Origin of the sequence: Tsukamurella pseudospumae (assembly GCF_001575205.1) — a bacterium.
GTDB lineage: Bacteria > Actinomycetota > Actinomycetes > Mycobacteriales > Mycobacteriaceae > Tsukamurella > Tsukamurella pseudospumae.
Map to the genome: position 1 here is coordinate 69856 of NZ_LSRE01000012.1, position 22261 is coordinate 92116.

The window sequence follows — 22261 nt, forward strand, 5'->3', positions numbered from 1 at the left end:
CTCCGGGTTCTCCTTGGTCCCGCGTCAGCGGGGCTTGGCAGGGGTACTGGACGGTGCGGCGGCCCCGGAGGTCGCCGGCGCGGCGCTCGACGGTGCGCCGGAGGGCTTGGCGGCCGTCGAGCCCGCGGGGGCGCCCGACGGTGCCATCCGCAGCGTGACGGCCCCGGTGCGGCCGCGAACGGACGAGAGCGCGGTGTCGAGCAGCTGCCCGCCGTTGATGGTCGAGAGGGGCTCGGCGATGGCGCGCACCGACGGGAGCATCAGGTCGGACAGGTACTGCACGCTGGACGCCGAACGGTCCTCGAAGTTCTGGATGATCTTGAACAGCTCGAGCATGCCGTCCTTGATGACGTTCGGATAGTCGCCCTGGCTGATGTAGGACACGGAGTACGGCGCCATCTCGCCGTAGCCCTTGCCGAAGGTCCGCAGCGGCTGGTTCAGGCTCAGCAGCAGCGCGCCGACGTCGCCCGCGCGCGGGGTGATCGAGTTGAAGGACTGCATGAGGTCCTTGATGTCGGGCAGCTGCCGCAGGATCGACGTCGCGGTGAGCAGTGCGCCGGCGTCGATCGTGGGCACGGTCTGCTCCCCGGCGGGCAGGGCCTCGTCCGCGCGTGCGAGGAGACGCTGCACCGTCGCGGGATCGAGCTGCTTCATCAGGCGCGACAGCGAACTCGACAGCGCGCCGACGGTGGAATCAGCGGTGTCCACGACGCCCTCGAGGCGGGCGCCGTCGGGGACGGGCGCACCGTCGCCCTGGGCGATGGTCAGGTAGGTCTCGCCCAGCCCGGACAGGTTCTGGACCCGGACCTTCGCGCCGGAGGTGATCCGGGTGTCCTTGGCGTAGCGGACCTCGACCTCGATGCGGTCGGCGTTGACCGTGAGGGCGCGGACCTTGCCGACCTCGACGCCCCGGTCGAGGACCCGCGAACCCTCCTGCAGCCCGTTGGCGTCGGTCAGCTGGATGTAGGCGGTGCGCTGCCCCGAGGGCGAGAGCCACTGCACGCCCTGCTGTCCCAGGAGGAGCACCGACACGACGACGAGCGCGATCAGGCCGAGGGTGGAGGCGATTCCGGAACGGGTCATCGTGCCTGTCCGATCAGTCGGAGGACCTTGACCGTGCCGGGCGAGAGATCCTGCCCGCCCGCGCCGGTCACCGAATCGATCTTGACGACGGGCTTGTTCACGAACGGCACGAGGTTCTTGTTCACCAGGATCGATCCACCGTGAATCGCCGTGCCCAGCGACACCATGTCGGCCGTGAGCAGCTCGAACAGGTCCGACGAACTGTTCATCAGCGGGATCAGCCACGAGCCCTGTTGCAGCATGCCGCCGACGGCGGGCAGCAGGACGCCGATGTTCGACATCAGCTTGCCCTGGTTGCTCCAGTACTTGAGGTGGTAGGGCGACAACGTGTCCTTGAAGTTCTTCTCCTGCTTGGCCAGTCGGTCCGCCATCTCCGTGGCGGAGTCGAGCAGCCGGTTGACCTCGGCGGTCGACGACCCGATGCCCGTGACATCGCGGCTCAGCTGATCGGAGAGCTGCTCGAACTGCGGGCGGTCCTTGGGCACCGCGGTGTTGAGCCGGTTGATCGTGCGGCTGATCTCCTGCACCGAGCCGCTGCCGAAGTAGTCCGCCAGGATGGTGAGCGTGCTCTCCACCGAGCGGGGCGGGCTCGTCTGCGTCAGGGGAACAACGGATCCCGCGCGGAGCGGCGTGGCGGAGGCGCTCGGCGTCGCCGGTGCCTCGAGCCGGACGTAGGCCTCACCCAACAGGGTGTCCTGCAGGACCGAGGCGTGGATGTCCGAGGGCAGCTCGACCGACTTGTCCACGCGGACGGTGACGGTGGCCGCGTCCTCACCCAGGTTGACCGCCTTGACCCGGCCGACGGTCAGCCCGCCGAGCGAGATCCGCGCACCGATGGGAAGGTTCAGGACGTCCGCGAACTGCAGCTTCACGTCGTACTGGTCGCCGTCGCCGATCGGGTTGCGCATGTCCATGTTCGCCGGGCTCACCGTGCATCCGGCGAGCATGACGCCCGCGGTCAGCGCGATCGCTGCGGCGACGGACCGGGGGAGCCAGCGGACGGGCTTCCGAGTGCCGAACATCATCGACCTCCCTGCAGGGGCAGCTGGAGCAGGTTGACGGTGGCGGTCTGCGCCTTGCCGGCGACGACCGAACAACTCCCCGGCGCCTGGGCGTTGATGCTCGCGCAGAGCTTCGCCGGATCGCTCGTCGCGACCGTGGTGACGGGGACCCCGGCGACGGTCACGGGGCCCTCGTCGCCGCCGCGGGGCAGGTACGGCGCGATCTGCGAGCCGAACACCGGGAGCGTCCGGGCGAGCGCCTCGTTCGAGCGCACGCCGGTCGCGGCGAGCCGCACCGCGTCGGCGGCCATCGTGCCGCCGGGCCGCAGGATGTGGCCGTAGCGGCGCATCGCATCGTCGCCCACCAGGAAGAACACCGGCAGCGTCTGGAAGATCTCCGACACCGCGGGGAAGGTGACCTTGCCGTACTGGTCCAGCACGTTGCCCACGTGCTGCAGGGTGAGCAGAAGCTCGCCCCACTGCGAGTCCATGCTCTGCATCAGCGGCCGGATGTCGCTCACCACGGTGGTGACATCGCCGAGGAAGCCCGCCGGATCGCTGAGCAGCGTCGAGAGATTGTTGAGCGAGCGAGCGGCCTGCGGCGGCACCGACGGACCGACCTCGGTGTCGAGCCGGGTGAGCAGCTTGCCGAGGTCGGCGGAGGCCCCGCCCTCGGTCACCGAATCGACCAGCCGCGTTGCGGCGGAGGTGGTCTCGGAGATCGATTTCGGCGTCGCGGTCCGGTCCCGGGTGATGCAGTTCCCGGGGGAGAGCGTCGCGCCGGACGAGTAGTTGCCGACCAGCTCGAGCGAGCGGTCCGCGAGGATCGAGGTCGAGCGGGTGACCGCCTTCACGGTGGCCGGAAGGGTGCGCCCGGAGACGTCGAAGGTGACCTTCACGCCGTCGCCGTTGGGCTCGACCTTGCGCACCGCACCGATCTTCACGCCCATCTGCGTGACGTCGTTGTTCGGGTAGAGGCCGATGCCGTCGGCCAGGTAGGCGCACTGGGTGGTGGAAGCCGCTGCGGCGGTGCCGATCGCGGTGGGAACCGTCGCGGCGACGAGGGCGGCGGCCGCCGCGATCAGGGAGATCCTCGTGGGGCGCATCAGCAGCTCACCGTCGCCGTCGGGAAGCACAGGCGGCTGGCCAGCACCGTGTCGGGCGACATGGGCTTGCCCTGCTTCTCCAGTGTCTTCTGCATGGTGTCGATCGCCTTCTGCAGCTCGCCGATCATCGCGGGGATGGTCACGTTGGTCGTCTTCAGCGCGGACTCCATCTTGGCGAAGGCGTCGCCGAGGGTGTCGCGGTACTTCCAATAGAGATCGAGGAAGGGTTTGATCTTGCCGAACATCCCGGCGAGGCCCTGGTAGGCGATGCCGAAGTTGGCGGCGGTCTGATCGAGCGTGACGATCGCCAGAGACGCCTTATGGATCATGTTCATGATGGTCTCGCGCTGCTTGGCGAAATCGGTGGTGTACTGCGTGCTGATGTTGACGATGCGCCCCACCTGGTCGCGCTGGTCGGTGAGCTGTCCGATGAGCGAGTTCACGCCCTTGACGATGTTGTCGACGGAACCCGGGTTCGAGTCGAGGCCCGTGCTCAGCGCCTTGATCGACGCGGCGAGTTGCGTCCGGTCGACCGGCACCAGCTTCTCCGGCGTGTCCTGCAGCAGGTCGCCGATGCTGTACGGCAGCTCGACCCGCGTGCGGGGGATCGGCTTGTCGCCCAGGGACGCCCGGCCCGCGGAGTTGACCGCGACGTAGAAGCCGCCGGCGACGGTGAGCATCCGGACGGCGACGGAGGTCTGATCGCCCACGAACACGGAGTCGTCGATCCGCGCCGTCACCTCGACGTCGTCCTTGCGCAGGTCCACCGCGGAGATCGACCCGATGCGCACGCCCGAGGCTCGTACCTCGACGCCGGGCTTGATGAGCGCCGCGTCCTGGGTGACGAAGGTGAGTTCCTTCTGCCCCGGCGGTCGCAGGTACACGTACGCCAGGCCCGCGGTGATGAGCAGCGCCACGGCCACGGCGATCGCGCCGATCCGCGTGCTGCGGTTGATGAGTCCGCGCCAGGGCGGACGTCCGGTGAAGATCATTTCAGGCACACCGTCACATTCGTTCCGCCGGTCAGCACGGTGACCTTGTTCGGGAGTTGTGCCGTGCCCTTCGAGCACGGCGCCGGCGGCGCGCCGAGCAGCGCGGCGACACCGGTGAACAGACCCGGCAGCTTGCCCATGGCCTGGACGGCCGCACCCGGATCCTTGAAGGCGGTGCGGACGAGGTTCTCCACGTCGAGGTCCTTGGACAGGCCGAGCGCCGTGAGCACCCGGTTGGTCGCGGCGCCGAACCCGGGCCCGTACGTGGCGGTGCGCCGGAACTCGTCGAGGTTCTCGAGCACCTTCGTCAGCAACAGGTCGAAGTTGACGATGAACTCCACGACCTGCGGCGAGTAGTCGTTGATCATGTTCGCGACCCGGGTGACGTTGTCGATGAGGGTCTTGATCACGGTCTGTCGATCGGCCAGGTTCGCGGTGATCTTGTCGATCGCCCCGAAGGTCTGCGCCGCGGTGGTGTCGTCGCCCTGCAGGAGTCCGAGCAGGTTGCGGGTCAGATCGTTGACGTCCTCGGGGCTCAACGTGCGCAGCACGGGCGCGAGACCGTTGAACAGGGTCGTGATGTCGAACGACGGTGTGGTGCGGCCCATCGGGATCGTCGAGGTGGGCACGCCGCCGGCGGAGGAGCCGGGCTGGACCTCGATGAACCGCTCGCCGGTGAGGTTGCGGTACTTGACCGCGACCCGCGTGGTCGAGGTGACGGGGTGGTCCTTCTGCGCGGAGAAGCCGACCACCGCCTCATTGCCGTTCCCGTCGGCCGTGCTGCGGACGTCGACCGCGGTGACCTTGCCGATGAGCACGCCGCGCAGCCGCACGTCGCTGCCGACGCGCAGGCCCGACGCGTCGGACAGGTGCGCCTCGTAGTCGCGGGTCTCGCCGCCCGCCGGGTTGCGCAGCGCGGCGAAGATGCCCGCGGCGATGACCAGCGTGACGACGAGCGCGATCGCCAGGGTGACGGCGGCGCGGGTGTTCTTCGCGCGCATGTCAGCGACCCCCCTCGAGCACGGAGGCGGCTGCCGGGATGCGATCGGCGATGATGTTCATGCGCAGTGCGGTGCCCTCCGGAACGGTGATGAAAGCGTTGTTCAGGCCGGTGATCAACGGGACGATCTGACGCGGGACGCTGACGGTGCGCATCACCTTGGTCGTGCTGTCCATGACGACGCGCAGCAGCACGGTGCCGGACGTGAACTCCTTCTCGTGCGAGCCGAACATGTCGGCCAGCGGGGTGAAGAAGCCGGTGCCCAGCAGGGTCGTCGTCTTGTCGATCTTGTCGTAGTTGTTGACCGTGTAGTCGAGCGTCCCGGCCGCCTCGCCGCCGCGCATCTGCGGGACGAACCAGCCCTCGAAAGCGCCCTCGACCAGGCCCGGCACCCCGTCGAGCGTGGTGCGTACGGTGCGCAGCGTGGTCGCGATGGGCACCTTGACGGTGAGCGCGTTCTGCTGCTCGACCGAGAACGCGACCTGCAGCAGCGGGGTGATGGCCTGCGTGTACGAGGTGGCCTTCTTGGTGACCTCGATCAGCTTCGGCGTCATCACGCCGGAGACGGAGACCGCGCTTCGGGTGAGCAGGTCCGAGATGGTGTCGTTGCTGGACACGGGGCGCAGGGTGCTACCGGAGCGCAGGTCCCCGCCGCCCTTGCCCGGGACCAGGGCCATCTCGGTGACGCCGAAGTAGTTGCCGGGCTGGTAGCGCACCGACAGCGCGTCGGTCAGGCCGCGGATGCTCCCGCGGTCCAGCCGGACCGCGACCTTGGCCTGGCCCGCGCGGGGGATCACGACGGACTGGACCTCGCCGACCGGGACGCCGCGGAGCGTGACCCGCGTGCCGGCCTTCACGCCCGGGCCCACGTCCGCGGATTCGACGGTGACCGCGAGGCGGCTGTCCGATGCGGGGATACGGGAGGAGATGAACCCTGCCAGGGCCGCCACCAGGATGACCGCGACGGTCGCGGCGCCCACGACGAAGAAGACCCGCTGTTGGCGTTGCGGTGTGCCACCGAGCAATTCGTACACGGCTCCCCCTAACCCTTGAACACGATCTCGGGCGTGATGCCCCACATCACGATGGTCATGATGAAGTCGAGCGTCAGCACGGTGACGAGGCTCGCGCGCACGGCGCGTCCACTCGCGAGGCCGACGCCCTCCGGGCCGCCCTTGGCGAAGTACCCGTAGTAGCAGTGGATGATCGTGACGGCCGCGCAGAAGACCACGGCCTTGACCGTGGACAGCGCGATGTCGCCGGGGCTGAGGAACTGCTCGAAGTAGTGGTTGTAGGTGCCCTGCGCCTGGCCGTGGAAGACGACCACGATGAGCTTGCAGGTGAGGAAACTGAGCAGCAGCGTGAGCAGGTAGGCGGGGAGCACCACGACGATGCCGGCGATCAAGCGGGTGCTGACCACGTACGGGATCGACCGGATACCGAGCGCCTCCACGGCGTCGATCTCCTCCGCGATCCGCATCGAGCCGATCTGCGCGGTCATGCGGCAGCCGGCCTGCGCCGCGAAGCCGATGCCGGCGGAGATCGGGATCATCTCGCGGATGTTCGCGAGGCCGCCGATGACGCCGGTGAGGGGGCCGAAGCCGATGAGGTTCAGGCCCGCGTAGGCCTCGATCGCGACGGCCGCGCCGCTGGCGGCGCCGAGGATGACCATCATGACGACCACGCCGCCGTCGACGATGACGGACCCGCGGCCCCACGCGAGCTGCTTGAGCACCCGCGAGGTCTCCCCGCGGTACTTCTTGAGCGCGAGGGGCACGAGGTAGATCGATTGCGCGACGAAGACGACGGCCTCGCCGATCCGGGCCACGAGCCCGGCCGGGCCCGAGGCGAGGGCGCTGCCTTTCGGCTTCGCGGTCGGCTTCTCGACGGGAGCGGTTGCGTTCGTGGTCATCTCACGCCACCTGACTCGGGAAGAACATCGTCTGCAACTGGGTCAGGCCCAGGAAGGAGAGGAAGATCAGCGTGATCGACAGCACCACCGAGGAGTTCACGCCGTCGGCGACGCCGCGCGGGCCGCCCGAGGCCTCCAGTCCGCGGAGACCGGCCACCAGGCCGACGATCATCGCCCCGGTCTCGGCTTTGAGTACCGCGAACGCGAGGTCCGACGGTGCCGAGAACGCGCCGAAGGACGACCAGAACCCACCGGAGCTGAGCCCGAACTGCCACACCGAGACCGTGAGCGCCACGACCATCGCGACCGCGACGATCGCCACCAGCAGCATCGGCGCGATGAGCATCAGCGCGAGCATGCGCGGTGCGATCAGCCGGGCGATCGGGTCGACGCCCATGACCTGCATGGCCTGCAGTTCCTCGCGCACCGTGCGGGAGCCCAGGTCGGCGGCGATGGCGGAGGCGCAGACGCCGCCCAGCAGCACGCCGGTGGCGAGCGGCGCACCCTGGCGGATGATGCCGATGCCGCTGGCGGCACCGACCAGGGAGTTCGCCCCGACGGTATCGACCAGTGCGCCGACCTGCACCGACACCACCGCGCCGAACGGGATGGCGACGAGGATCGCGGGCAGCGTGGTCACTCGCAGCAACGTGACCGCCTGCGTGATCGTCTCGCCGACCGCGAAGTTCCGCTTGAGGACTCCGCGCACCGTCCACGTGATGATCTGCCCGGCCAACAGGACCGACCGGCCGACCGTGGACAGGCTCTTGGTGAAGATCGCCGCCAACTGATACAGCCGGTACAGCGCCGCGGCCCTCATGCCGTGCCTGACGAACGCGCCATCGTCTGTCCCTCTCCCTCAATTATCGGAAGGAGCGTATCAACTGCCGGGGCAAAACTAGTACGTGTTTCAGTTTTTCGGTTAAGAACCCGCTGTGAACAGGTGGTTCGTCAGTCCTTGATCAGGAGGTCGACGGCGACCGAGAGCCGCTTCTGCACTTCCGTCGCGGACGCGCGGTGCGTCACCCAGGCGACGAGGTTCGCCATCCATACGTCGGCGATGAGGTGGAAGGTGTCGCGCTGGCGATCGTCCGGGTCCTCCACGCCGAGCGCGTGCGCGAACATGTCCTCCAGCAGACGGCCGACCCGCTCCACCTCGGCGGCGGCCGTGGCGTCCGCGAACATGAACGCCCGCACCATGGCCTCGGTCAGCAGCGGTGCCCGCTGCAGCGCCTCGGTGTTGCGGTCCAGGACGAACATCAGTCGCTCGGCGGAGGTGTCGCCGGGGATCTGCGCCTTCCCGATCCGCTCGCCCGCCCGCTCGAACTGGCTGACCAGTCCCGCGACCAGAAGGTGCACCTTCGACGGGAAGTACCGGTACAGCGTGCCGAGCGCGACATCCGCCTTCTTGGCCACCGCGCGCATCTGCACCGCGTCGTAGCCGCCCTTGCGGGCCAGCGCCAACGTGGCGTCGATGATGCGCTTGCGCCGCTCGCGCTGCCCCGCGGTGTCGAGGTCCTCCCGCGGCGGAGCTGCGGTGGCGGTGGCGGTAGCGGCGGGGGTGCCTTCGGGCGGCATGGATGGTCACCTCGTAGATCTCGTCGGCCGCCGGGTCGATGGCCCGGACGGTCGGGTCGCGTCTGATGTCGCGATAATTGAAACAGGTTTTCGCGCCGGACCTGTGCTTTCCGCGGTGGTTCGGTCGAAGATCACACGATTTCCGGCGTCAGCGCGCCGTCTCCCGGCGCGCGTAGGCGGCCTCCACACCGGCCTTGCCGGGCTCCCACCACGCGCGGTTGCGCCGGTACCATTCGACGGTGTCGCGCAGGCCCGCGTCGAGATCGGCGTGCGTGGGCTGCCAGCCGAGTTCGCGCCGGAGCCTGCTCGAGTCGATCGCGTAGCGCAGGTCGTGCCCGGCGCGATCGGGGACGACGTCGAAGTCGTCGGCCGGGCGGCCCATCACCTCGAGAAGGGTGCGGAGCACCTCCCTGTTGGACCGCTCACCGTCGGCCCCGATGAGATAGGTCTCGCCGATCTCGCCCCGGTCGAGGATGGTCCAGACCGCGTCGTTGTGATCGTCGACGTGGATCCAGTCGCGGACGTTCGCGCCCGCGCCGTAGAGCTTGGGGCGCTCGCCGCTGAGGATGTTGGTGATCTGCCGCGGGATGAACTTCTCGACGTGCTGGTACGGCCCGTAGTTGTTGGAGCAGTTGGAGATCGTGGCACGCACGTCGAAGCTGCGCACCCACGCCCGCACCAGGTGGTCCGAGGAGGCCTTGGAGGCCGAGTACGGGCTCGACGGCCGGTACGGCGTGTCCTCGGTGAACCGCTCCGGCGCGTCCAGTGGGAGGTCGCCGAAGACCTCGTCGGTGGAGATGTGGTGCAGCCGGACGTCGTGCCGGCGCACGGCGTCGAGCAGGACCGCCGTGCCGCGGATGTTGGTGTCCACGAAGGGCCACGGATCGCTCAGTGAGTTGTCGTTGTGCGTATCGGCGGCGAAGTTGACCACCGCGTCGGCGCCGGCGACGACCTCGTCGACGACGGCGGGGTCGGCGATCGAGCCCTTGACGAAGTCGATCCGCTCGCGCACCTCGTCCAGCGAGGCCTCGTTGGCGGCGTAGGTGAGTGCGTCCAGGACCGTGATCCGCACGTCCGGGCGGGTCGCCACGGTGCGGCGGACGAAGTTCGCGCCGATGAACCCGGCGCCGCCGGTGACCACGATGTGCATGGGAACAGGCTAGTGGGGTTGCAAGGGTGCGTCGAACCAGCGCAGCAGCCGGATCGGCGAGTCCGGTTCCGCGGCGGCCAGCGCGGACCAGGCCCGCTGGGCCAGCGCCCGGGCGCGCGCGCCGACCCAGTTCTGCGGGAGGAGCTCCGGCGGCAGCAGGGGGTCCGGTTCGTGCGCGCGGTCGAACGCCGCGACGAGTCCGACGGTGAGCGCGAGTCGTTCGGGGTGTGCGGCATGCGGCGCGCGGTCGAGTGCCTCGGCCGCGGTGTCCGCGAGCCGACGGTGCCCGTCGGCCAGATCGTCGAGGGCCCACAGTCGTTGCGCGGCAGCGGCGCCGCGGGTGCCGCCGATCGCGAGGTCGGTGGTGCTCAAGGTCGTCAGGTAGTCGCTCGCGCCGATGGCGCGGGCGGCGGATCGCAACTCGTCCTCCCACGCGTGGGCGCAGACGTACAGCCCGCCCTGCACGAGTCCGCCGCCGAGCGCGCGGATCGTCTCGCGGAGGACGCCCCGAGCCTCCCGCTCGGCCTCCGGCACGGCGAACCCCGCGAGGTGCCACACCCCGTCCCACGGCGCCTCGCCCCGGTCCTGCGCGTACGCGAGATCGATGTGCGCCCGGTCCGGTTCGATGTCGGCTCGCGTGGCGTCGGTCGCGGTGAGCACGGCGCGGCGCCCCCGACCGGCGACGGTGAACCGGCCCTCCGTCACCAACCGTTTGATGGCGAGCCGCACCTGCTGATCGCCCATGCCCAGCGCCTCCGCGACCGCGTACAGTTCGCCCGCGTCTATCGTCGCGTCCTCGCGGATCATCGCCTCGATGAGCGCGCGGGTGGAGATCACTCCGTCAGCCATCCGGCCTCCTCCTCGACGACCACGCGTGTGCCCGGAAACGCTACCGCGAGATCCGCGAACAGCCGCGGACCGTCGAGCACCGAGTCCGGAGGGTGCACGCCGGGCGTGCGGACGGAGGGGAGCTGCGCCGTCGCGAGTGCCGCCGGGACCCCGGTGACGGCGGCCATGTCGTGCAGGAGCCGGTCGTCGGTCTCGAGGCGTGCGCAGACCCGGACGGGGCGGCCGTCGACGGTGCCGTCTGCCGCCGCGAAGAACGGCGGGAGGTCGCCCGGGCCGGGCCGGGCGAATGCTCCCGGTAGGGACCGCAGCACACGGGATCTCGACGGTGGCTCGAGTAGGAGGGCCGCGCCGTCGGGCAGGATGCGGCCGGTGTCGATGTCCCGCCGGAGCACGTCGAGGTAGGCCGCGGTGGCGGGCCGGAGCAGCATGAGGCAGGCCGACTCACCCGACGGTGCCGCGGTGCGGTGCAGGGTCACCGGTTCGGGGTGCCCGACGGTCCAGCCGGTCCCACGACGTCCGCCGGGGAGACGCAGGGTCACGGCGCGCAGCGGGGCGCGATGGACGATCGCGCCATCGGAGACCTCGGCGACGGCGCCACTGCACTGGTGCATCCAGTGCACCGCGGCAGCGCCGGCCATCGCGTCCTCCGTCGAAGGCCCCGTGGAGTCGACCGGCCACGCGGTGTACAGGTGACGGACCCGATCGAGCCGCTGCGCCGCGGCCGCGGCGAGCAGGGTGCTCAGCCCGGGGCTCGCGCCGGCTCCGACGACCGCGCAGACGCCGGCCGCACGGGCGGCCCCGTCGAGCTCGAGCAGGCGGAGCGTGGGCTCCCAGTCGTCGCAGATGTCCACGTAGTCGGTGCCGGTGTCGATCGCCGCCTGGAGCACGGCGATGCCGAAGCGGTAGAACGGTCCCACCGTGCTGAGGACCGTGTCGGCGCCGGCGAGTGCGGCGCGGAGCTCGGCCGCGTCGGTGACGTCGACCCGCCGCGGAACGGCGCGCGGCAGCGCGGTCGCGATCCGCTCCGCGGCCCCGAGGTCGATGTCGCCCACGACGAGCGCGTCGATGCCGGTCAGTCCCACGAGGGCTCTTGCGGCGCGGGCGCCCATCGCGCCCGCGCCGAGCACGATCACCCTCACCGCGCTGTCGCCTGCCGGGCGGCGAAGTCGGTGAGGGCGTCGAGGTACCCGGGCGCATAGATCTCCCGCGGCGCGAGAACCGCCCCCGCGATGACCCGGGGGTCGTCGCTGCGGTACTCGATGTCGTCGCGGGTGAGGCTGTGCGTCGCGCCGTGGAAGGTGCGTTCGGTGAGCAGCCCGGGGCGCATGCCGGCGGTGTAGACCCGCGCGGTCTCGGCCGTGTCCACGTTGCGGTCGGCGTCGCCCAGGAGGAGCAGCGTGGGGACCGCGATCCGCCCGAGGTCGGGCGTGACATCCGCGCGGAAGTTGCGCAGGACGAAGCCGTAGCGGTCCTCGGTCATGGGCTTGTCGTCGACCTTCGCCGCGAGGTACTCGGGGTAGCTCGCCCCGCGTTCGAGGAGGGCGATGCTCTTCGCGCGGTCGTCGAGGGCTGCGCGCTTCTGTTCCTCGGACGCGCCGCGGAGGCCGGCGAGGGTGTGGTACACGCCCTGGCGCAGCCAGTTCACCGCCGCGCCGACGAGGATGAGGAAGCGCAGGTCCGGGCGCTTCGCCGCGATCGGTGGCAGCACCCAGCCGCCCTGACTGACGCCCCACGCGCCCATGCGCGACGGGTCGATCTCCGGCCGCGTCCGTGCCCAGTCGAGAGCCGCCGCGACCTCGGCGCCGCGGTCCGCGAGGGACTGGTCGAGCCAGTTCCCCGGCGCACCGTCGACCCCGGCCTTGTCCCACGACAGCGTTGCGTAACCGGCGCGGGAGAGGGCTTCCCAGATCGGCCGGTACGCGTCGTCGCGCGACGCGGTCGCGGCCCCGTCGCCGTGGACGAAGACGACGAGGCCGTGCCTGCGCGAGCTCCCCTTCGGGGTGGTGAGCACGCCGTCGAGGCGGCCGCCGGTGTGCGCGTCCGGTGTGGTGCCACCCGCGGCGACGGCATCGGTGACGGGGATGCTCACCCGCTGCTCGTCGAAGGCGAAAGTGTTCGAGACCGCGATCCGTACGCCCAGCGACAGTGCGAGGACGACGACGAGTGCGACGGCGGCGATCGCCCAATACTTCTTCATGAAACGATCATATCAACGACGATCGTTAATGAAAAGAGAGTTATGCAGTCCGATAGAGTCGGCTCATGCGAGGGATCATCCTGGCCGGCGGGACGGGCAGCAGGCTCCACCCGATCACCGTCGGCGTCAGTAAGCAGCTGCTCCCCGTCTACGACAAGCCGATGATCTACTACCCGCTCTCCACCTTGATGCTCGCGGGGATCCGGGAGATCCTCGTGGTCACGACGCCGGGCGATGCCGAACAGTTCCGGCGGCTCCTCGGCGACGGCTCCCAGTTCGGCGTGCGGATCGAGTACGTCGTGCAGCCGAGCCCGGACGGTCTCGCGCAGGCCTTCGTGCTCGGCGCGGACTTCATCGGCGACCAGACGGTCTCGCTGATCCTGGGCGACAACATCTTCTACGGCCCGGGCCTCGGCTCGCAGCTGCGGCGGTTCGACGGCATCGAGGGGGGCGCGGTCTTCGCGTACCGGGTCGCGGACCCGCGCGCGTACGGGGTCATCGAGTTCGACGGTGCCGGACGTGCGATCGGCTTCGAGGAGAAGCCGGAGCAGCCGCGCTCGCAGTACGCGGTGCCGGGCCTGTACTTCTACGACCCTTCGGTCGTCGATGTCGCCCGGAACCTGAAGCCCTCGGCGCGCGGCGAATACGAGATCACCGACGTGAACCGGCATTACCTGGACGAGGGGCGGCTCGCCGTCGAGGTGCTGCCGCGCGGGACCGCGTGGCTGGACACGGGCACCTTCGACGCCCTCGCCGACGCCACGGGGTACGTACGCGCGGTGGAACAGCGGCAGGGCACCAAGATCGGCGCGCCCGAGGAGGTCGCGTGGCGCAACGGCTTCATCGACGATGCGCAGCTGCTCGCCCACGCCGATCGGCTCGCCAAGTCGGGCTACGGCGGCTACCTGCGCGGACTGCTCGACGAGGCGGCGCGATGAACGTGCGCGAGTTGTCGATCGCCGGCGCGTTCGTGCTCGATCCGATCGTCCGACCCGATGAGCGCGGCGAATTCTTCGAGCTGTTCAAGGGATCGGCGTTCCGTGCGGCCACGGGACACGAACTCGTGGTCGCTCAGACCAACGTGTCCGTCAACCGCGTGGGCGCGGTGCGTGGCATCCACTACGCGGATGTCCCTCCGGGGCAGGCGAAACTGGTCGCGTGCCTGCACGGCGCGGTCCTCGACGTGATCGTCGACCTGCGGGTCGGATCGCCCACGTTCGGCGTGGTGGAGACGGTGCGCCTGGACGACGAGGGGCATCGCACGGTGTACCTCACGGAGGGACTCGGGCACGGCTTCTGTGCGCTGACCGACGGTGCCGTGGTCGCGTATCACGTGTCCTCCGAGTATAACCCGTCCGCCGAGCACGGGGTCGATCCGCTGGATCCGGACCTCGCGATCGACTGGCCGAGCGAGGTCCCGCCGATCCTGTCCGAGAAGGACACGGCTGCACCGTCGCTCGCCGAGGCCCTGGCCGCCGGTGCGCTCCCGCGCTGGCACGGCTGAATCAGCCCGGTTCCGAACGGTTCTCCCGCGCTCGACGCTCGAGCAGCGCGCGTTCACCCTCGTTGCGGGTGGATCGGGCGGCATCGTCGAACCGCTCGGCGGCCTCGGCGTGCCGCCCGGCCCGTTCCAGGAGGTCTCCGCGGACGCTCGGCAGGAGCGGGGAATCACCGAGCGCGCCCGGATCGACGGCGTCCAGGACGGCCAGACCCGCCTCCGGTCCGCGGGCGCGTCCGTGCGCCACGGCACGGTTCACCTCGACGACGGGGCCGGGCGCCGCCTCGGCGAGCGCGTCGTACAGCGCTGCGATCCGCGCCCAATCCGTCTCGCCGGGAGCTCCGGCGCGAGCGTGCTGCGCGGCGATCTCCGCCTGGAGGAAGTACCGACCCACCGGGATGCCCCGCGCAGCCAGGGATTCTGCGCGCCCGAGCGCGGCGAGGCCCCGTCGGATCAGCAGGGCGTCCCACCTACTCCGGTCCTGGTCGTCGAGCAGGACCGGCGCACCGTCGGAGTCCGTGCGCGCGTCGAGGCGCGAGCCCTGGAGTTCGAGCAGTGCCTGCAGGCCGTGGGTCTCGGGCTCGTCCGGCGCGAGCCCGGCGAGCATCCGCGCGAGCCGGATGCCCTCGCGAGCCAGTTCCGGCCTCATCCAGTCGTCGCCGGCAGTGGCCGTGTAGCCCTCGGTGAAGATCAGGTAGATCACGGCCATCACATCGTCGAGGCGGCGGGTGCGCTCCTCGCCGGTGGGCAGCTCGAACTCCGCGCGTGCGGTGGTCAAGGTCTTCTTCGCGCGTGAGATCCGTTGCCCCATGGTCTTCTCCGGAACCAGGAAGCCGCGGGCGATCTCGGCCGTGGTGAGGCCGCCCACCACGCGGAGCGTCAGCGCCGCGCGCGACTCCGGGGTGAGCGCGGGGTGGCAGGAGAGGAAGATCAGGCGCAGCGCGTCGTCCTCGATGAAGTCGACCTGCGCGTCGAGGTCGGGCATACCGTCGTCCTCCCGCAAGCCGTGGCCGAGCTCCTCGGTCTTGCGGCGCAGCGTCTCCGCGCGGCGGATCGAGTCGATGCCGCGGCGCTTGGCGGTGGTCATGAGCCACGCTGCCGGGTTGCTCGGGACCCCGGTCGCGGGCCACTGCTCCAGCGCGGCGACCAGCGCGTCCTGCGCGAGGTCCTCCGCGAGCTGGATACTGCGGGTCATGCGGGTCAGCGCGCCGACGAGGCGCGTCGACTCGGCCCGCCACGTGGCGGTGATCGCTTCGGCGGTGGTCCCGGCTGGCACTCGACCAGCGTAGGCGGGAGCACCGCCGAAGCGTCGGTGGACGGGCCGTCAGGCGTCCGCCGGAGTCGGCGGCTCGTCCGAGATCTGCCGCAGTGTGGAGACCATGTTCAGCTCGGGCCAGTGGGTGGCGTGCAGTTGCGCGAACTCCTCCGAGGCGACGATCGCCTCCTCGAGGGTGTCGTACTGCAGCAAGGACCAGCCGCCGACGATCTCCTTCGACTCGGCGTAGGGGCCGTCGACTCGGGTGATCTCGCCCTTGCGGACGACGAAGTTCACCGCGTCCTCCGTGCCGTACAGACCGCCGCCGTCGAGGAAGTGGCCCTTGGCGGCCTGCTCCCCGATGTAGACGTCCATCGCGTCGAAGAGCGCCTGGGGCGGCGCGCCGACCTCGGGGCCCTCAGCCATCCGTACGAATCCCATGAAACGAGGCATGTCGATCAGTCCTTCTCTGTGGTGGGTGGAGCGTGTCTCACCCGTACGTCGAACGGGGCGACCCCGCTTCGACATCATCCCCACAGAAAGTTTTCCGCGATCGGCGAACATGCCGATCCGACCGATGTCAGAGTGCGGTGAGGACGGGCAGCGGCGGTAGCGAGGTCTCGTACAGCCATGCCCGCCACAGCTCGCGGAGCGGCTCCGAGCTGTGTTTCGCGGCCAGGGTCACGAAATCGTCGGTGGAGACCGACTGGTGCGCGTACTCGGAGGTCCACTCGTGCAGCAGGGAGAAGAACGCCGGATCGCCCAGCGCGACGCGCAGCGCGTGCACGGTCAGCGCGCCACGCTTGTAGACCCGGTCGTCGAACATCAGGTCCGGGCCCGGATCGCCGACGACGATGTCCGTGGGCGACGCCGCCAGCTTCGCGTAGTACCGCGCCGCCATCTGCTGGGTGGTGGCCTCGCCGCACTCCTGGGCCCACAGCCACTCGGAGTAGCAGGCGAAGCCCTCGTGCAGCCAGATGTCCTTCCACCGGGTCAGCGTCAGGGAGTTGCCGAACCACTGGTGGGCCAGTTCGTGCGCCACGAGCCGTTCGGCGTGCCGCGTACCGTCGCAGTGGTTGGCCCCGAAGATCGAGACGGTCTGGGCCTCGACGGGGATCTCCAGCGTGTCGTCGGTGACGACGACGGTGTACTCCGGGAACGGGTACGGGCCGAACCAACGGGTGAAGGCGCGCATGATGCGCTCCTGGTTGCCGAAGCTGCGCTGGAAGTCGGACGTCAGGCGTGCGGGGACGGCGGCCCGGATCGGCACCGGCTTGTCGGCGACCTTGAGCAGGTCGTACGCGCCGATCTGGATGGTGGCCAGGTACGACGCCATCGGCGCGGCCTGCTCGTAGACCCAGGTCGTGTGCGCGGCCGAGACCTTCCGGGAGACCAGCTTTCCGTTGGACACCACACGGTAGGGGGAGTCGGTGGTGATGGTGATGCGGTACGAGGCCTTGGACGCCGGATGGTCGTCGCAGGGGAACCACGACGGTGCGCCACTCGGCTGCGAGGCGACGATCACGCCCTCCGACAGCTCCTCCCAGCCGACCTCACCCCAGGTGGAACGGATCGGGCGGGGCGTGCCCGCGTACCGGATCGAGATCGTCATCGCCGCGCCGGCGGGGACCTCGTTCGCCAGGGTGAGTTCGAGTTTGCCGCCGCGCTGCGCGTACCGCTGCGGGCGGCGACCGTTGACCGAGATCTTCGACGCGGTGAGGGCGTCCGACAGGTCGAGGGAGAACCGCTTGAGCGGCTCGGAGGCCGTCGCGGTGATCTCAGCCTTACCGTCCAGCCGGTTGCTCTCGACCTTGTAGGTCAGCTCCAGGGCGTACCGCGACACCCGGTAGCCCGGATTACCGTGGCCGGGGATGTACGGATCCACTGCGCGCGCGTGCTGCGGATTCGGTGCGGCGACGAGCTTCGGGCCGACCGATTTGCGCACCACGGATCGCACTTCCTTTCGCTGGGGTTCGGGTGATCACCTTACCGGCTTGAGCAGCGTCACGGTCGCGACGCCGCCGTGCGGCGGGGGCTCCGGGTCGGAGACCGCGTACCCCGCGCGCTCGTACGTCCGGATGTTGCGTTCGCTGCCCGCGCCGGTGAACATGACGAACTCCTCGGTGCCCTGCGGGGCGAGGGATTCCATGAGGGCGATCAGCTCCGAGCCGAGCCCGCGTCCGGCGAGGTCCGGTGCGACCATCACGCGACCGATGTGCCAGCGGTGCTCGGCCTCAGCCCGGCCGCGGACCGCACCGATCAGCCGACCGTCGAGCCGCATCACGAAGGTCGCCCACTGGGACGCCCACCGCAGGATGTCGTCGTGCGTCTCGGTGAGCGGCGGGATGTCGAGGCTGTCGTTCGCGATCGCCTCCTGCACCCAGCAGCACCGCTGCAGCACGAGCAGCTCCGCCACGTCGCTCGGCTGGAACGGGGTGATCTCGAGCCCGTCGCTCACGGGAGACCTTTCGTCGGGGGTGTCGCGGACCACAGTAGTGGGCGGCGACGTCACCGTCCGCCGCGGAGGGCCGTGACGACGGCGGCGAGGGTGGCCTGCGGTGGGGCGCCGATCGTGAGGGACGCGGCAAGATCCTCTGCACACAGCAGAAATCTCCGCTCGCCTCGCGGATTCACGAGGGGAGCGGAGATATCTGCGGGGAGCGGAGACGTCGACGGGCGCCGTCCGGCCCGGGACCGGTCAGTCGCGCTTGCGCTTGCCCGAGTTGAAGATCCACGGCGAGATCGGATTGCCCTGCCACTTGGTGTTGGCGGGCACGGAATCGCCACGCATCACCAGGGAGGCGGGGCCGACGGTGGCACCGTCGCCGACGGACGACGCGGGCAGCGCGACGCAGTGGGGGCCGAGCGTCGCGCCCTTGCCGAGGACGACGGTGTCCATGGCCATGATCCGGTCGTGGAACAGGTGCGTCTGGACGACGCAGCCGCGCGAGACGGTGGCGGCGTCGCCGAGGGTCACCAGGTCGGCCTCGGGCAGCCAGTAGGTCTCGCACCAGACGCCGCGGCCGATCTTCGCGCCGAGCATCCGTAGCCACAGGTTGAGGATCGGCGTGCCAGTGGCGGCGTGCGCGAACCACGGGGCGGCGACGCACTCGACGAACGCGTCGGAGAGCTCGTTGCGCCAGACGAAGGACGACCACAGCGGATGCTCCTCGCGGCCGATCCGTCCGACCACCAGCCACTTCGCCGCAGCGGCGACGCAGCATGCGATCGCGCCGGCCACCAGTAGCGTCACGCCCGACAACAGCGCAGCGAGCCACCAGCCGACGTTGATCGCGAAGTAGTTCAACGAGACCAGTGTCGCCAGGCCGAGGCCGAAGCTGACGAACACCGCCAGCAGGCGCGCCGTCTCGACGGATCCACGGGCCATCCGCAGGCCGAGCGACGGGTTGTAGGTGAAGGTGGAGTCGGTGTTACCGGCGGTGCGGCGCAGGCGGACCGGGGGAGAGCCGAGCCACGAACTGCCGCTCTTCGCCTTCGACGGGGTGGCGCTCAGGACGGCCACCAGGCCGTCCTTCGGGACGCGACGGCCGGGCCCCGTCATTCCCGAGTTACCGAGGAATGCGCGCTTGCCGATCTTGGCCTCGTCGATGCGCATCCAGCCGCCGCCGAGCTCGTAGCTGCCGACCATCGTGTCGTCGGCGAGGAAGGACCCGTCACCGATCGTGGTGAACTTCGGAATGACCATGGCCGTGGAGATCTCGGCGTCCTTGCCCACCTTGGTGCCCAGCATGCGGAACCAGATCGGTGTCAGGAGCGAGGCGTACAGCGGGAACAGGAAGGTGCGCGCGGCGTCCATGAGCCGCTCGGTGGCCCACACCTGCCAGCCGACACGGCTGCGGACCGCGTGGTAGCCGGGCTTCATGCCGATCGCGAGCAGCCGCACGGCGATCAGCGTCAGGAGGGCGTACACGGTGAGCGAGAGGATCACGGCGATCGGCAGGATCGCCAGTCCGTGCAGCGCGGCCTCCTTGAGGAAGGCGTCATCGCGGACGAACCAGCCGATCAGCGCGAGGCCCGCCCCGATCGCGACCATCGGCAGGCCCGCGAGCAGCACCGAGCTGACCCCGTAGACCCACACCCAGAAAGGCTTGCGCGGAGGATGTTCCGCGGGCCACGGGTGCTCGGCCTTGCCGATCTTCTCCGCGGGCGAGCCCGCCCAGTGCTGCTTCGCCTTGACCTTGCCGAACACCGCCGAGCCCGGACCGATCTCGGCGCGCTTGCCGACCTTCGCGCCCGGCAGCAGCGTGGACCGCGCCCCGACGGACGCCTCCTCGCCGATGCTGATCTCGCCGATGTGCAGCTCGTCGCCGTCGAGGTAGTGCCCGGCGAGGTCGACCTCCGGCTCGACGGACGCGTAGTCGCCCAACTCGAGCATGCCGGTCACGGGCGGCAGGGCGTGCAGGTCCACGCCGCGGCCGATCGTCGCGCCCAGCGCGCGGGCGTAGTAGATCATCCACGGTGCGCCGGAGAGGTTCTCGGCGCCGGACGCGGCGGTGAACCGCTCGGCGATCCACAGTCGCAGGTGCTCCGGGCCGCCGCGGCGGTAGACGCCCGGCTGCAGCCCGCCCAGCAGCAGGCGGCACGCGATCACCGACAGCGTCATCCGCCCGATCGGCGTGATGAACACCAGGAACAGCACGAGTACGGCCCACCAGTTCAGCGTGGGCAGCAGCGTCGAGCCGGTGGCCCACGCGAAGACGTTGTTCGCGATGGCCATCCAGGTCAGCCACTGCAGGCCCGTCAGGGTGGTGAGCGGGACCGACAGCACGATCTGCGCGAGCCCCGTCGACCGCGGCGTGGGCCGCACCTCGCGCGGCTCCGCGACCTCCGCGGGCCGCAGCGACTCCAGGTACGCGGCCAGGGATCCGAGCCGGGGGTGGTCGTAGAGATCGGCGACGGTGATCGACGGGTACTGCTCGCGCAGTGCCGTGACCAGTTGCGCCGCACTGAGCGACCCGCCGCCCTCGGCGAAGAAATCGGCGTCCTCGCTCGTGATCGACGCGCCGAGGATGCCGGCCCAGCGTTCCGCGACCCACGCCGCGGTGCCGGCCAGGTCGCCCGTGTCGGTGTCGTCGGAACCGGGGAGCGGCCACGGGAGCGCGTTGCGGTCGACCTTGCCGGAGGTGCGGGTGGGCAGCTCGTCCATCAGCGCGAGCCGCGGCACCAGAGCCGCGGGGAGCTCCTTCGACAGCAGCTCGCGGGCCGCCTTGAGGTCGAAGTCGGGGTCGGTCGACGCGAGGTAGCCGACGAGCATCGACGTACCGGCCGAGTTCTTCCGCACCGCGGCGGCCGCGCCGGACACGCCCGGCAGGTTCTGCAGCGCCGTGTCGACCTCGCCGAGTTCGATGCGCCGACCGCCGACCTTCACCTGGTCGTCGGCGCGGCCCTCGAACAAGAGCCCCTCGAGCTCGAGCCGCACGAGATCGCCGGAACGGTACGCGCGATCCCACCCGAGGGTCTCCATCGGCGCGTACTTCTCGGCGTCCTTGGCCGGATCGAGGTAGCGGGCCAGGCCCACACCGCCGATCACGAGCTCGCCGGATTCGCCGACCGCGACGGGCAGCCCCGTCGCCGGATCGACGACGGCCAGGTCCCAGCCCTGCAGCGGCAGGCCGATCCGGACGGGGCCCTGCCCGTCGAGCGGGGCGGCGCACGCGACGACGGTGGCCTCGGTCGGACCGTAGGTGTTCCACACCTCGCGGCCGTCGACCGCGAGCCGCTGCGCCAGCTCGGGAGGGCAGGCCTCGCCGCCGAAGATCAGCAGGCGGACTGCTTCGAGTGCCTCTGCGGGCCACATCGCGGCCAGGGTCGGCACCGTCGACACCACGGAGATGTCCCGGGAGACGAGCCAGGGCCCGAGGTCCATGCCCGAGCGCACCAGCGAGCGCGGCGCGGGGACCAGGCAGGCGCCGTGGCGCCAGGCCAGCCACATCTCCTCGCAGGAGGCGTCGAAGGCGACGGACAGTCCGGCGAGCACCCGGTCGCCGGGCTTGAGGGGCTCGGCCTGCAGGAAGAGCCGGGCCTCGGCGTCGACGAAGGCCGCCGAGTTGCGGTTCGTGACGGCCACACCCTTGGGGGTGCCCGTCGAACCGGAGGTGAAGATGATCCAGGAGTCGTCGTCGGGCGTCGGCAGGCGGTTGCCGGGCTCGGCGGTGCCGGCCTCGATCGCGGCCGCCCGTTCTTTGGTCGACGGTGCGCGCCAGAGGCCGTCGCCGGTGAAGATCGCGGCGGCGACGGCCTCGCCGAAGACGAGGTCGGCGCGTTCCTGCGGGTCGTCGGCATCGACGGGGACGTAGGCGCAGCCGGCCGCGATCGTCGAGAGGATCGCGACGTAGAGCGAGCGGTGCCCGGAGGGCATGCGGATGCCGACGCGGTCGCCCGCTGCGACGCCGCTGCGTCCGAGGAAGTCGGCACCCTCGAGGACCTCCTCCCACAGCTCGGAGTAGGTGAGGACGACGTCACCGTCGTCGATCGCGGGCGCCTCGGGATGCTCGTCGACCGACGCCCTGAGGATGTCGATCAGGGTGCGGGGCTCGGGGGCGAGCGCGGAGAGCAGGTACTGCGGGGGGATCTCGTGCGGGACCACGGTGGCCGACTTCCTCCGGTTAAGAGAACGGGG

At 70.4% G+C, this 22261-nt stretch carries 20 protein-coding genes; 2 read left to right on the forward strand and 18 right to left on the reverse strand.

Annotated elements, in window-relative coordinates:
• Positions 1 to 24 precede the first annotated feature (24 nt).
• From AXK61_RS09180 to AXK61_RS09240, 13 genes are all read right to left on the reverse strand, one after another.
• Entirely contained in the window at positions 25 to 1083 is a 1059-nt protein-coding gene (locus tag AXK61_RS09180) for an MlaD family protein (RefSeq protein WP_068744939.1), read from the reverse strand.
• Positions 1080 to 2105 carry an MlaD family protein gene (locus AXK61_RS09185; protein ID WP_068744941.1) on the reverse strand — a complete coding sequence of 342 codons (1026 nt, stop codon included), beginning with the start codon at positions 2103 to 2105 and terminating at the stop codon, positions 1080 to 1082. The genes AXK61_RS09180 and AXK61_RS09185 overlap by 4 nt, the downstream gene beginning before the upstream one ends.
• A complete protein-coding gene (locus tag AXK61_RS09190; RefSeq protein ID WP_068744943.1) occupies positions 2105 to 3220 on the reverse strand; it encodes an MlaD family protein in 1116 nt (371 codons plus the stop codon). The genes AXK61_RS09185 and AXK61_RS09190 overlap by 1 nt, the downstream gene beginning before the upstream one ends.
• Positions 3190 to 4182 carry an MlaD family protein gene (locus tag AXK61_RS09195; protein WP_068744945.1) on the reverse strand — a complete coding sequence of 331 codons (993 nt, stop codon included), beginning with the start codon at positions 4180 to 4182 and terminating at the stop codon, positions 3190 to 3192. The genes AXK61_RS09190 and AXK61_RS09195 overlap by 31 nt, the downstream gene beginning before the upstream one ends.
• The gene (locus tag AXK61_RS09200; protein WP_068744947.1) at positions 4179 to 5183 is read right to left on the reverse strand and encodes an MlaD family protein; all 1005 of its coding nucleotides are present in this window, start codon (positions 5181 to 5183) and stop codon (positions 4179 to 4181) included. Before AXK61_RS09200 ends, AXK61_RS09195 begins: the two co-directional genes overlap by 4 nt.
• Position 5184: 1 nt before the next feature.
• Positions 5185 to 6216 carry an MlaD family protein gene (locus tag AXK61_RS09205; protein WP_068744949.1) on the reverse strand — a complete coding sequence of 344 codons (1032 nt, stop codon included), beginning with the start codon at positions 6214 to 6216 and terminating at the stop codon, positions 5185 to 5187.
• 8 nt (positions 6217 to 6224) lie between these two features.
• Positions 6225 to 7094 (reverse strand): MlaE family ABC transporter permease, encoded by an 870-nt coding sequence (locus AXK61_RS09210; protein ID WP_068744952.1) that lies wholly within the window; start codon positions 7092 to 7094, stop codon positions 6225 to 6227.
• 1 nt (position 7095) lies between these two features.
• A complete protein-coding gene (locus AXK61_RS09215) occupies positions 7096 to 7914 on the reverse strand; it encodes an MlaE family ABC transporter permease (protein ID WP_068744954.1) in 819 nt (272 codons plus the stop codon).
• A 131-nt stretch (positions 7915 to 8045) separates the two neighbouring features.
• The gene (gene kstR / locus AXK61_RS09220; protein WP_068571231.1) at positions 8046 to 8672 is read right to left on the reverse strand and encodes a cholesterol catabolism transcriptional regulator KstR; all 627 of its coding nucleotides are present in this window, start codon (positions 8670 to 8672) and stop codon (positions 8046 to 8048) included.
• A gap of 148 nt (positions 8673 to 8820) precedes the next feature.
• Positions 8821 to 9822: a dTDP-glucose 4,6-dehydratase gene (rfbB, locus tag AXK61_RS09225; protein WP_068744955.1), complete on the reverse strand. Its 1002-nt coding sequence runs from the start codon at positions 9820 to 9822 to the stop codon at positions 8821 to 8823.
• Positions 9823 to 9831: 9 nt separating this feature from the next.
• A complete protein-coding gene (locus tag AXK61_RS09230) occupies positions 9832 to 10671 on the reverse strand; it encodes a DNA-binding transcriptional regulator (protein WP_068744957.1) in 840 nt (279 codons plus the stop codon).
• Entirely contained in the window at positions 10656 to 11810 is a 1155-nt protein-coding gene (locus AXK61_RS09235; protein WP_068744959.1) for a saccharopine dehydrogenase family protein, read from the reverse strand. The genes AXK61_RS09230 and AXK61_RS09235 overlap by 16 nt, the downstream gene beginning before the upstream one ends.
• On the reverse strand, positions 11807 to 12868 hold the full coding sequence (locus tag AXK61_RS09240) for an alpha/beta hydrolase family protein (RefSeq protein ID WP_068744961.1): 1062 nt from the start codon (positions 12866 to 12868) through the stop codon (positions 11807 to 11809). Before AXK61_RS09240 ends, AXK61_RS09235 begins: the two co-directional genes overlap by 4 nt.
• 65 nt (positions 12869 to 12933) lie before the next feature.
• On the opposite strand from AXK61_RS09240, the gene rfbA reads away from it, so the two are divergent.
• Positions 12934 to 13806 (forward strand): glucose-1-phosphate thymidylyltransferase RfbA, encoded by an 873-nt coding sequence (gene rfbA / locus AXK61_RS09245; protein WP_068744963.1) that lies wholly within the window; start codon positions 12934 to 12936, stop codon positions 13804 to 13806.
• Positions 13803 to 14372, forward strand: a complete 570-nt coding sequence (gene rfbC, locus AXK61_RS09250; RefSeq protein ID WP_197466783.1) for a dTDP-4-dehydrorhamnose 3,5-epimerase — start codon at positions 13803 to 13805, stop codon at positions 14370 to 14372. The genes rfbA and rfbC overlap by 4 nt, the downstream gene beginning before the upstream one ends.
• 1 nt (position 14373) lies before the next feature.
• Here rfbC and AXK61_RS09255 read toward each other — a convergent pair whose 3' ends face one another.
• From AXK61_RS09255 to AXK61_RS09275, 5 genes are all read right to left on the reverse strand, one after another.
• Positions 14374 to 15642 (reverse strand): RNA polymerase sigma factor, encoded by a 1269-nt coding sequence (locus tag AXK61_RS09255; RefSeq protein WP_068744965.1) that lies wholly within the window; start codon positions 15640 to 15642, stop codon positions 14374 to 14376.
• A gap of 48 nt (positions 15643 to 15690) precedes the next feature.
• Positions 15691 to 16047, reverse strand: a complete 357-nt coding sequence (locus AXK61_RS09260; RefSeq protein ID WP_231855492.1) for a YciI family protein — start codon at positions 16045 to 16047, stop codon at positions 15691 to 15693.
• Between the two features lie 154 nt (positions 16048 to 16201).
• The gene (locus tag AXK61_RS09265) at positions 16202 to 17566 is read right to left on the reverse strand and encodes a M1 family metallopeptidase (protein WP_068745258.1); all 1365 of its coding nucleotides are present in this window, start codon (positions 17564 to 17566) and stop codon (positions 16202 to 16204) included.
• Positions 17567 to 17602: 36 nt separating this feature from the next.
• Positions 17603 to 18079 (reverse strand): GNAT family N-acetyltransferase, encoded by a 477-nt coding sequence (locus tag AXK61_RS09270; protein WP_068744966.1) that lies wholly within the window; start codon positions 18077 to 18079, stop codon positions 17603 to 17605.
• A gap of 240 nt (positions 18080 to 18319) precedes the next feature.
• On the reverse strand, positions 18320 to 22228 hold the full coding sequence (locus tag AXK61_RS09275; protein WP_068744968.1) for a Pls/PosA family non-ribosomal peptide synthetase: 3909 nt from the start codon (positions 22226 to 22228) through the stop codon (positions 18320 to 18322).
• Positions 22229 to 22261 lie beyond the last annotated feature (33 nt).

Bases quoted from the DNA above. Each gene is read 5' to 3' on its own strand.
- AXK61_RS09180 (WP_068744939.1), bottom strand. From the start codon at position 1,083: ATGACCCGTTCCGGAATCGCCTCCACCCTCGGCCTGATCGCGCTCGTC.
- AXK61_RS09185 (WP_068744941.1), bottom strand. From the start codon at position 2,105: ATGTTCGGCACTCGGAAGCCCGTCCGCTGGCTCCCCCGGTCCGTCGCC.
- AXK61_RS09195 (WP_068744945.1), bottom strand. From the start codon at position 4,182: ATGATCTTCACCGGACGTCCGCCCTGGCGCGGACTCATCAACCGCAGC.
- AXK61_RS09200 (WP_068744947.1), bottom strand. From the start codon at position 5,183: ATGCGCGCGAAGAACACCCGCGCCGCCGTCACCCTGGCGATCGCGCTC.
- AXK61_RS09210 (WP_068744952.1), bottom strand. From the start codon at position 7,094: ATGACCACGAACGCAACCGCTCCCGTCGAGAAGCCGACCGCGAAGCCG.
- AXK61_RS09215 (WP_068744954.1), bottom strand. From the start codon at position 7,914: ATGAGGGCCGCGGCGCTGTACCGGCTGTATCAGTTGGCGGCGATCTTC.
- kstR (WP_068571231.1), bottom strand. From the start codon at position 8,672: ATGCCGCCCGAAGGCACCCCCGCCGCTACCGCCACCGCCACCGCAGCT.
- rfbB (WP_068744955.1), bottom strand. From the start codon at position 9,822: ATGCACATCGTGGTCACCGGCGGCGCCGGGTTCATCGGCGCGAACTTC.
- AXK61_RS09230 (WP_068744957.1), bottom strand. From the start codon at position 10,671: ATGGCTGACGGAGTGATCTCCACCCGCGCGCTCATCGAGGCGATGATC.
- AXK61_RS09240 (WP_068744961.1), bottom strand. From the start codon at position 12,868: ATGAAGAAGTATTGGGCGATCGCCGCCGTCGCACTCGTCGTCGTCCTC.
- rfbA (WP_068744963.1), top strand. From the start codon at position 12,934: ATGCGAGGGATCATCCTGGCCGGCGGGACGGGCAGCAGGCTCCACCCG.
- rfbC (WP_197466783.1), top strand. From the start codon at position 13,803: ATGAACGTGCGCGAGTTGTCGATCGCCGGCGCGTTCGTGCTCGATCCG.
- AXK61_RS09260 (WP_231855492.1), bottom strand. From the start codon at position 16,047: ATGGCTGAGGGCCCCGAGGTCGGCGCGCCGCCCCAGGCGCTCTTCGAC.